Consider the following 10619-nt stretch of genomic DNA (forward strand, 5'->3'; position numbering starts at 1 on the left):
CGCACCGGGACTAAGCATCCAGCCGGGCGAACTGGTTGCGGGTGTAGTGCTCGACGCACAGCGAGCGCCTCACCTTGCCACTGGTGGTCACCGGGATCGAACCCGCAGCCACCAGAACCAGATCCGAGACGGCCAGTCGATGCGAATTCGAGATCGCCGCTGTCACTTCGCGTTTGATGGCAGCCAAGTTCTCGGCGATCTCCTGCTCGGAGTCGCCGCGCTTGCGCACCTCCATGACCACGACAGCCTTCTCCTCGCCGTCGTCGGTGACGGCGATCGCTGCAACCCGGCCGCGGGTGATCTCCTGAACCGTCGCCTCGATGTCGTCCGGGGCATGGTTCTGGCCGTAGATGATCAGCAGATCCTTGATCCGGCCGACCACGAACAGTTCACCGTCGGACATGAAGCCACGGTCGCCGGTGCGAAGCCATCCGGTCTCGGGGGTGTCCCCCGCCGCGCCGAGGAGGGTGGCGCCGAACGTGCGCGCCGTTTCCTCGGGCTTCTCCCAGTAGCCGGCAGCGACATTGTCGCCGTGCACCCAGATCTCCCCGAGCGCGCCGGCTTCACATTCCACCCCGGTCTCGTGATCGACCACCCGCACCACCGGGGACAGTGCAGAGCGCTGCGCGCCGTAGCTGACCAGCGGAGTGCCGGTCTCGGCACGCTTGGCCTGCCCGGCGGCCAGGCTCTCGGAATCGAACGACACGATCGTCGGAGCCTTCGCAGGATCCGGGGTCGCGACGTACAGGGTGGCCTCAGCCAGACCGTACGACGGTTGAATCACGTTGTCGTGCAGTCCGAACCGGGTGAACCGGTCCATGAAGCGTTTGACCGTGGCGGGCTGCACCCGCTCGGCACCGCTCTGGATCAGCAGGATCTCACTGAGGTCGACACCGCCCATATCGTCGTCGGAGATCTTGCGAGCCGCGACGTCGAAGGCGAAGTTGGGCGCCGAGGTGAACGCGCGCTCGTAGCCGCCGGCCAGGTGCATCCAGCGCGCCGGCCGCTGCAGGAACGACACCGGGCTGGTGAGCACCGTCGGGAAGCCCGCGACCACGGGGGTGCAGATGCCCATCAACAGACCGAGGTCGTGATAGAAGGGCAGCCACGACACGATGGTCGGCGGGGCGACCACGCCGCCGTCGGCGAGGAAGTCGGTGCAGATCTGCTGAAGATTGGTCAGCACGTTCTTGTAGGAGATCATCACGCCGGCCGGCGACCGGGTCGAGCCGGAGGTGTACTGCAGGTACGCCGGCCCTTCGAAACCGTGAAAGTCGCCGTCGCCGTTATCGGAACGCACCGGGGCGTTGAGGTCCAGGCGATCGACCTCGATGACGGCCGGCGCCGGCTGCCCCGGCGGCGGGGTGAGGCTGCGGACCACGTCGGACACCACCGACGAGGTGGTCAGAACCGCGGCGGGCTGGGCGTCGCGCAATACCGAATCGACGCGCTCGTCGGCGACCCCGCCGAACGGCACCGCCAGCGGCGCGGGGATCAGACCGGCCTGCAGGCAGCCCAGGAAGCCGACGATGTACTCCAGACCCTGCGGCGCGACGATCATGGCGCGGTCACCGGGGGTGGAGCAGGTACCGAGTTCGCGGGCCACATTGAGCGCCTGCCGGTACAGCTCCGGCCAGGTCAGGCTCAGCGGGACGCCCGCCCAGTCCTGATCGAAGTCGACGAACGTCAGTGCCGTGTCGTCCGGTTGCAGGAGTGCGCGCTCGCGCAGCAACGCCGGGAACGAGGTTTCAACCGCCTGTGTCACGGACCACAGGCTAGCGCAGACTGTGTCGTCAATTACCGAAAGGTAGGACATCACAATCGGCCGGTACAGAATGCGAACGGGACGTAGCTGACCCACAGTTGGTTAAGCGGCGAAACGCTGTACCAACCCGTTGGTCAGCTGCATAATGACTTCGCCCTGCCACCTCGGCACGTCATCACGCGTCCTCAGACGCCGACACGGGCACGGCATCGTGGCTGTTCAACCGGGGTGCCGCCAGCGAGTCAATCAGATGGGATGGTTCCACTCGGTGCGATCGATGATCGGGCAGACCGCTCGGCTTGCGCGAATCCCCCTCCCCCGATGACCCGCCAGCCGAACACCCCGGTTGCTGTCATCGGAATGGCCTGCCGGTTGCCGGGCGGCATCACCTCGCCGGAGCAACTCTGGGAGGCGTTGCTGCGGGGCGACGACCTGGTCACCGAGATCCCCCGCGAACGATGGGACGTCGACGAGTTCTACGACCCGGAGCCCGGCGTGCCCGGCCGCACGGTCTCGAAGTGGGGCGCGTTCCTCGACGACGTCGCCAGCTTCGACTCGGAGTTCTTCGGGATCAACGATCGCGAGGCCACCGCGCTCGACCCGCAACACCGGCTCCTACTGGAAACGTCCTGGGAGGCGATGGAGCACGCCGGCCTGACACCGGAGGCCATCCGTGACTCTCTCACCGGGGTGTTCATGGGGCTGACGCACCTGGACTACCAGTTGGTGAACGCCGACTCCGAGGAGATGGAAGGGCCGTACGGCTTCGAGGGAAGCACGCTGGCCATGGCCTCCGGGCGGATCTCCTACACCCTGGGTGTGCACGGACCCGCGCTCACCCTGGACACCGCCTGCTCGTCGGGACTGTTCGCCGTCCACATGGGATGCCGCAGCCTCGACGACGGCGAGAGCGACCTGGCGCTGGCCGGTGCGTCGTTCGTCCTTCTCGAACCGCGCAAGTACGTCGCGGGGACCGCGCAGAGCCATCTGTCGCCCACCGGACGGTGCCGGGCGTTCGACGCCGCGGCCGACGGCTACGTCTGCGGTGAAGCCACCGGCGTGGTGCTGCTCAAACGACTGCCCGACGCGGTGCGTGACGGCGACCGCATCCTGGCGGTCATCCGCGGTACCGCCGCCAACCAGGACGGCCACACGGTCAACATCTCCACGCCGTCGGCAACGGCGCAGGCGCAGCTGTACCGAACGGCGCTGCGCAATGCCGATGTCGACGCCGCCACCGTCGGCATGATCGAGGCCCACGGCCCCGGCACGCCGGTCGGTGACCCCATCGAATTCACCAGCCTCAGTGAGGTATACGGCATCAGCGGGCCGTGCGCACTGGCCTCGGCCAAGACCAACTTCGGCCACGCGCAGTCCGCCTCGGGCATCCTCGGCCTGATGAAAGCCGTCCTGGCGCTGCAGCACGGCGTGGTGCCCCGCAACCTGCACTTCCACCGGCTACCTGACGACCTGGCGCGTATCGACACCAATCTGTTTGTGCCGCAGGAGAACACCGACTGGCCGACGGAAGGCCATCCGCGGCGGGCAGCGGTGTCGTCCTACGGGGTCTCCGGCACCAATGTGCACGCGATCCTGGAGCAGGCGCCGGACGCCACACCGCAACCGACACGTCATGACGCTGCGACACCACTGCTGTTCACCCTGTCGGCCAACTCGGCCGACGAATTGCGGCACACCGCAGGACGATTGGCCGACTGGGCGCAGACCCGCCAGGACGTGGCGCTGCCCGATCTGGCCTACACGCTGGCCCGCCGCCGGGCACACCGCCCAGTACGCACGGCCGTGGTCGCCACCGACCGCTCCGAGCTCACCGATGCCCTGCGCCAGGTGGCCGCCGACGACGTGCTGTACCAGCCGGCTGTCGGACGCGACGACCGCGGGCCGGTGTGGGTGTTCTCCGGGCAGGGTTCGCAGTGGGCGGGGATGGGTGCCGAGTTGCTGGCCAAGGAACCGGTTTTCGCCGCCACCATCGCCCAGCTGGAACCGCTGATCGCCGCCGAGTCCGGCTTCTCGGTCACCGAGGCGATCAGTGCGCCGGAGGTCGTCACCGGGATCGACCGGGTGCAGCCGAGCCTGTTCGCCATGCAGGTGGCGCTGGCCGCCGCGATGACGGCGCACGGCGTGCGCCCGGGCGCGGTGATCGGCCACTCGATGGGCGAGACGGCCGCGGCCGTCGTCAGTGGTGCACTGTCGATGCAGGACGGCGTGCGCGTCATCTGCCGGCGCTCCAGGCTGATGGCCACGATCGCCGGCTCCGGTGCCATGGGATCGGTGGAACTGCCTGCCAAGCAAGTCCTTTCCGAACTGACGATGCGCGGCATCAAGGATGTCGTGGTCGCCGTGGTGGCCTCCCCCACCTCGACGGTGATCGGCGGCGCCACCGAGACCGTCAAGGAGCTGATCGCTGTCTGGGACGAGCGTGACGTGATGGCCCGCCAGGTCGCCGTCGACGTCGCCTCGCACTCCCCCCAGGTCGACCCGATCCTCGACGAGCTCGTGACCGCACTGGCCGATATCACCCCGCTGACACCGCAGGTGCCGTTCTATTCGGCCACCGGATTCGACCCGCGCGAGGACCCGATCTGCGACGCCAAGTACTGGGTCAACAATCTGCGCCGCACCGTGCGGTTCGCCGCCGCGGTCCGCGCCGCACTGGAAGACGGCTACCGGGTCTTCGCCGAACTGTCCCCCCATCCCCTACTCACCCATGCCGTCGAGCAGACCGCCGACAGCCTCGACGTCCCGCTGGCCACGCTGGCAGCGGTGCGACGGGAACAGGAACTGCCGCAGGGCCTTCGAGGGTTCCTCGGCGATCTGCACAGCGCCGGTGCCGCCATCGACTTCGCGGTGCCCTACCCCACCGGACTCCTGGTCGACGCCCCACTGCCCACCTGGTCGCACCGGCGGCTGTGGCTGCGCCGCGACGGCCAGGAGGCCGCATCGCACGGTGGCCTCACCGTCTCGGTGCACCCGCTGCTGGGCCCGCACGTACGCCTGCAGGAGGAGCCGGAGCGGCACGTGTGGCAGGCCGAGGTCGGCACGGCCGCCCACCCGTGGCTGGCCGAGCACCAGATCCGCAACGTCGCGGTACTCCCCGGAGCGGCCTACTGCGAAATGGCACTGGCTGCCGCCCGCACAGTGCTCGGCGAGTCGGGCGAAGTCCGTGACATCAGCTTCGAGCAGGCTCTGCTGCTCGACGAGCACACCACGATCGGCGCCTCGACCACGGTGTCCTCTCCCGGCACCCTGGAGTTCGTGGTGGAGTCCGACCAGGCCGGCACCCAGGCCCGGCAGGCCACCGCAGTCCTGCACGCCGACGACGACGATCACCCGCCTGCCCCCTTCGACATCGCCGAACTGCTTGCCGCGCATCCCGATTCGATCGACGGCACCGACGTGCGAGCAGGGATGGACCAGCGCGGCGTGCACTACGGCCCGGCATTCTCCGGGCTGGCCGTCGTACATACCGGTGACCAGGCCGGTGGAACCGTGTTGGCCGAAGTGTCGCTGCCGAGCCAGATCCGCTCACAGCAGAGCGCCTACAGCGTGCATCCCGCCCTGCTGGACGCCTGCTTCCAGTCAGTCGCGGCCAGCCCGCAGCTGCAGGGCCTCGGCGAGAATGCCCTGGCGCTGCCACTGGGGGCCAGGCGGTTGCGGACCTACGCCGCGACCCGGGGCGCCCACTACTGCTACACCCGGGTGACCAACGTCGACGCCTCGGGGATCGAAGCCGATATCGACGTGCTCGACCAGAACGGCGCGGTGCTGCTCCGGGTCCAGGGGTTGCGTTGTGGCACCGGGGCATCCGAAGCCTCGCAGCAGGATCGGATGCTCGCCGATCGGCTGCTGACCATCGAGTGGCAGCAGCGGCAGCTGCCTGAGCCACCTGAGGCAGCCACCGGCAGCTGGCTTCTGATCCATACCGCTGCCGCCGACACCCTGGGCACCGCGCTGGCCGGCGCCCTGAAAAGCCATGGCGTGCAGTGCACCACGCTGTCATGGGAAGTACACGCCGACCATCAGGCCAGCGCCGAGGAGCTGGCGCAGATACTGCGCGAGGAGCAGTTCAACGGCGCGGTGGTGCTGACCGGACCGGGATCCGGTGCCATCGACGACCGGTCCCCGCAGACAGGCCTGGACCAGGTGCAGCACCTGATCCGCATCACCCGGGAGCTGGCGCAGACCTCCGGTCAGGTACCGAATCTGGTCGTGGTGACTCGCGGCGCCCAGAGCGTGCTCGACGGCGATGTCGCCAATCTGGAGCAGGGTGGCCTGCGCGGTCTGATCCGGGTGATCGCCGCGGAGCACCCGCACCTGAGCACCGCACAGATCGACGTCGACGCCGACACCCAGGCCGACGACCTGGCCCGTCAGCTGCTCAGTGGGTCCGACGAGGACGAGACCGCGTGGCGCAACGGCCAGTGGTACACCGCGCGGCTGAGCCCGTCCCCGCTGCGTCCGGAGGACCGCCACAGCCGGGACGGCGCCTACGACAGCGACGGAATGCGGTTGCAGATCCGCATCCCCGGTGACCTGGAGACCCTGGAATGGGTTGCCTGCCCACGGGTTGCGCCCGGTCCCGGGCAGATCGAGGTGTCGGTCGGCGTGTCGAGCATCAACTTCGCCGACGTGCTGGTGGCGATGGGCCTGTTCCCCGCCCTTGACGGCAACCTTCCCGAGTTGGGGATGGACTTCGCCGGGGTGGTGACCGGGGTGGGGCCCGACGTCACCGAGCACCGGGTCGGCGACCGCGTCGGCGGATTCTCCCGGCACGGCTGCTGGGGCACCTTCGTCACCTGCGATGCCCGTCTGGCGGCGACGCTGCCGCCCGAAATGACCGACCATCAGGCCGTCGCGGTGGCCACGGCCGCCGCCACCGCCTGGTACGGCCTGCACGATCAGGCCCGGATCGGCGCCGGCGACAAGGTGCTGATCCACTCGGCCACCGGCGGTGTCGGGCAGGCCGCCATCGGGGTGGCGCGGGCCGCCGGAGCCGAGATCTTCGCCACCGCGGGTAGTGAAGAGCGTCGACAACTGCTGCGCGACATGGGAATCAAGCATGTCTACGATTCGCGCAGCACCGCGTTCGCCGAGCAGATTCGGCGCGACACCGACGGGTACGGCGTGGACATCGTGCTCAACTCGCTGACCGGTGCGGCCCAGCGGGCCGGGCTGGAACTGCTGGCCACCGGGGGGCGGTTCGTCGAGATCGGCAAGCGCGACGTCTACGGCAACACCCGGCTGGGACTGTTCCCGTTCCGGCACAACCTCACGTTCTGCTACGTCGACCTGGCGCTGATGTCGCTGACCCATCCGCAGCGGGTCGGCGAGCTGCTGCGCGAGGTGTACGCGCGGACGGCCGCCGGTGAACTGCCGCCGGCCAAGCACACCGACTATCCGATGACCGAGGCGGCCACAGCCATCCGGGTGATGAGCGCCGCCCAGCACACCGGAAAATTGCTGCTGGAGGTGCCACGCGGCGGTCAGCGGCAGGTCGTGGTGCCACCAGCGCAGATCCAGCCGTTCCGGCGCGACGGCGCCTACCTCATCACCGGCGGCCTGGGTGGCCTCGGTCTGTTCCTCGCCGAGAAGATGGCAGCCGCCGGCTGTGCCCGGATCGTGCTCACGTCGCGCTCACAGCCCTCACTCAAGGCGCTGGAGACGATCGAACTCATCCGCTCGATGGGCAGCGATGTCGTGGTTGTGTGCGCTGACATCGCCGATCCCGACACCGCACAGCAGCTGGTGGCCACCGCGACCGCCACCGGTCTGCGGGTGCGCGGTGTCCTGCACGCCGCCGCGGTGGTGGAGGACGCCACCCTGGCCAACGTCACCGACGACTTGGTCGAACGAGATTGGGCGCCAAAGGTTTACGGCGCTTGGCACCTGCACACAGCTCTGCAGGCCGCCGGTGAGCCGCTCGACTGGTTCTGTTCCTTCTCCTCGGCCGCGGCACTGGTCGGCTCTCCTGGGCAGGGCGCGTACTCGGCGGCCAACAGCTGGCTGGATGCCTTCACCCGGTGGCGCCGCGCCCACGGACTGCCTGCCACCGCGATCGCCTGGGGCGCCTGGGGCCAGATCGGCCGGGCGACGGAGTTCGCCGAGGGCACGGGTGCGGCCATCGCACCCGACGAGGGTGCCTACGCCTTCGAGGCGCTGCTGCGCCACGATCGCGGCTACACCGGCTACGCCCCGGTGATCGGAGCCACCTGGTTGACTGCCTTCGCTGCGCGCAGCCCGTTCGCCGAAGCATTCCGCTCGGTGGGAGAAAGTGCCACGGGGACAACCAAACTGCGCGCCGAGCTCAGCGAGCTACCCGCCGACGAGTGGCCCACCCGGTTGCGCCGGCTGATCTCCGACCAGATCAGCCTGATCCTGCGACGCAGTGTCGACCCGGATCGTCCGCTGTCCGAATACGGTGTCGACTCGCTGGGCGCCCTGGAATTGCGGACGCGCATCGAGACCGAGACGGGCGTCCGACTCACCGCCGGTGACCTCGCGGCCGGGACGGTTCGCGGACTGGCCGACCTGTTGTGCGACAAACTCTCGTCCGCGCATCACGCATGAGCCAAAGCGGCCATTAGTCACTTTCGATATTCGAATACCGACTCCACGAATGTTCTGACATGCATAAACACAAGAAAATTACGAAAGTTCAACTAACGTTGCAATCATGAGTTCCCCGTCGCACAATTGCGGCTACCGGGCTTTCTCCGCCCGGGGTTGGGGGGACAACAATGAACACGATCGACTTCCAGGTTGCGGTGGGCGAGGCGGCGCAGGACGCCGTGTGGAATACCCCGCACCCGCTCACCCATCAATTGGCTGACGACGATCCGCTTCGCGCCCAGTACCTGCGCGAATACCAGTCGTCGGTAGGGCGCCAGGTGATTGCTGCGATCATGGCGCTGATGGCGGCGAACCCGTGCACGAAGAGTCCGGCGCGGCGCCTGCAGATGCGCTGACGCCGCCGTATCACCCAGCTGCGGCGGTATTTGTTTAGCCGGCCGTACCACATTCGCCATACGCGCACATTCAAGGCCGCGTAACGGTATTTTTTGACATGCGCCGCAGTTGTGGCTGCCGACTTTCGGCTACGTAACCGTAAGTCGCGGTGACCGCTGTACGGCGCATGACGTGTGTTATCGCCCGTGATGGTTCCCCGACCCGTGAGGAGGCTCGGTGCACACCGTTCTCAAACTGTTGGTGAACGGGCTCACCGAGCCTGTTGTGTTCGGCCTGATCGTGTTCGCGGCCGCGGGCACGGTCGACTACTGGCAGGCCTGGGCTCTGCTGGTCGTCTTCGCCGTGACCACCTGGACGTCGAGCATCTATCTGCTGCGGGCCAACCCCGAGGCGCTGCAACGCCGGATGACCGGTGGACCGGCCGCCGAGCCCCGGGCGGTGCAAAAGCGCGTCATGGGTGGGTTGTGGCTGTCGCTGGCCACCATGCTCGTCGTCAGTGCTCTCGATCACCGGTTCGGGTGGTCCAGCGTGCCGCCGGCCGTCTCGGTGGTCGGCAACATCCTGGTCGCCATCGGCTTGGCCACGCCGATGCTGGTGGTGATGCAGAACAACTACGCCGCCTCGACGGTGCGCGTGGAGGCGGGCCAGAAGTTGGCGTCCACCGGGCTCTACGGGCTGGTGCGGCATCCGATGTACACCGGCAACATCATCATGATGACCGGCATCCCGCTGGCACTCGGCTCCTATTGGGGCCTGCTGCTGGTGATCCCGGGTCTGTTGGTGCTCGGTGTCCGCATCCGCGACGAGGAGAAACTGCTGCGCGCAGAGCTGGATGGCTATCTCGAGTACACCCAGACCGTTCGCTACCGCCTGGTCCCGGGGATGTGGTGACGAGTCGCGGCGATAGTTCACGATGACGCACCTGCCCACCCGAAAGCTGCGGTTCGGCTTCGCCGACGCCGAAGTCCCGTACCTGTGGAATCCGTCGGATCCGGCGTTCTCCAGCGCGACCAATGCCATGTCGTTCTTCTTCATCGCCGTGGAGAAGATGATCGTCGCGGCGGTCAACGAAGCCTTGCCGCTGATCGCCGACCCGGCCGTCGTCGACGAGGCCCGCGCGTTCGTGCGGCAGGAGGCCCAGCACACCCTGGCCCACCGCCAGCACGCGAAGGCGCTGATCAAGACCCACCCGCCGCTCAAGCATGTCCTCGACGAGATGGTGAAGACGTATGACGGCCTGACGACGCGAAAACCGCTGAAGTACCGGCTGGCCTACGTCGCCGATCTGGAAGCCACGTTCACCCCGTCATTCAAGCTCATGCTCGACAACGCCGACACCCTCTTCGCCCCCGGTGACGACCGGGTGGCGTCGCTGTTCGTCTGGCACTTCGTCGAAGAGGTCGAACACCGCAGTTCGGCACTGCTGATCTACGACTCCGTGGTCAACAGCCCGTGGTACCGGATGCGGGTCGCGCCTTCGGTGTTCGCGCATGCCGGCTCCGTCATGGTCAAAGCTGCCGAAGGGTTCAACCGGCTGGTGCCCACCGAGATCCGCAAGGTCGATGCCTCATCGATGTTCGGCGGACATCGGTGGAAAACCGTTCTGGCCGAGCGGTTCCGGTTCGTCAGCAGGCTGCCGGGCATCGGCGCACCCCGGTTCGGCCCGTTCGGCAAGCCCTACCCGCAGGTACCGCTGAGCCAACAGGTTGCCGCGATGATCGGCGTGGTCCGCAGCCAGCTGCCCGGCCACGATCCCGACCAGCAGAAGCTGCCCGACATGGCGGCCGAATGGCTGGCGCGCTACGGCGCCGGCGACGACGTCACACGGTGGTACACCACGGCGCGCAACCAGCTCCGCACGACCTAG

At 68.0% G+C, this 10619-nt stretch carries 5 protein-coding genes; 4 read left to right on the forward strand and 1 reads right to left on the reverse strand.

Annotated elements, in window-relative coordinates; translation table 11 throughout:
* Positions 1–10: 10 nt before the first annotated feature.
* On the reverse strand, positions 11–1765 hold the full coding sequence (locus tag G6N35_RS11425) for an AMP-binding protein (RefSeq protein ID WP_246224280.1): 1755 nt from the start codon (positions 1763–1765) through the stop codon (positions 11–13).
* Positions 1766–2086: 321 nt separating this feature from the next.
* Here G6N35_RS11425 and pks2 point away from each other — a divergent pair, with 321 nt between their 5' ends.
* The 4 genes from pks2 to G6N35_RS11445 all read left to right on the forward strand — a co-directional run bounded on the left by pks2 (position 2087) and on the right by G6N35_RS11445 (position 10619).
* Complete coding sequence (gene pks2, locus G6N35_RS11430; RefSeq protein WP_246224281.1) at positions 2087–8353, forward strand: sulfolipid-1 biosynthesis phthioceranic/hydroxyphthioceranic acid synthase; 6267 nt, start codon at positions 2087–2089, stop codon at positions 8351–8353.
* 170 nt (positions 8354–8523) lie between these two features.
* Entirely contained in the window at positions 8524–8751 is a 228-nt protein-coding gene (locus G6N35_RS11435; protein WP_163804358.1) for a hypothetical protein, read from the forward strand.
* Positions 8752–8968: 217 nt separating this feature from the next.
* Positions 8969–9643 (forward strand): methyltransferase family protein, encoded by a 675-nt coding sequence (locus G6N35_RS11440; RefSeq protein ID WP_163804359.1) that lies wholly within the window; start codon positions 8969–8971, stop codon positions 9641–9643.
* Positions 9644–9665: 22 nt separating this feature from the next.
* Positions 9666–10619 carry a metal-dependent hydrolase gene (locus G6N35_RS11445; RefSeq protein WP_163804360.1) on the forward strand — a complete coding sequence of 318 codons (954 nt, stop codon included), beginning with the start codon at positions 9666–9668 and terminating at the stop codon, positions 10617–10619.

Origin of the sequence: Mycolicibacterium anyangense (assembly GCF_010731855.1) — a bacterium.
GTDB lineage: Bacteria > Actinomycetota > Actinomycetes > Mycobacteriales > Mycobacteriaceae > Mycobacterium > Mycobacterium anyangense.

Excerpts from the sequence above, each read along its gene's own strand:
- pks2 (WP_246224281.1), top strand. The coding sequence starts at position 2,087 with ATGACCCGCCAGCCGAACACCCCGGTTGCTGTCATCGGAATGGCCTGC.
- G6N35_RS11435 (WP_163804358.1), top strand. The coding sequence starts at position 8,524 with ATGAACACGATCGACTTCCAGGTTGCGGTGGGCGAGGCGGCGCAGGAC.
- G6N35_RS11445 (WP_163804360.1), top strand. The coding sequence starts at position 9,666 with ATGACGCACCTGCCCACCCGAAAGCTGCGGTTCGGCTTCGCCGACGCC.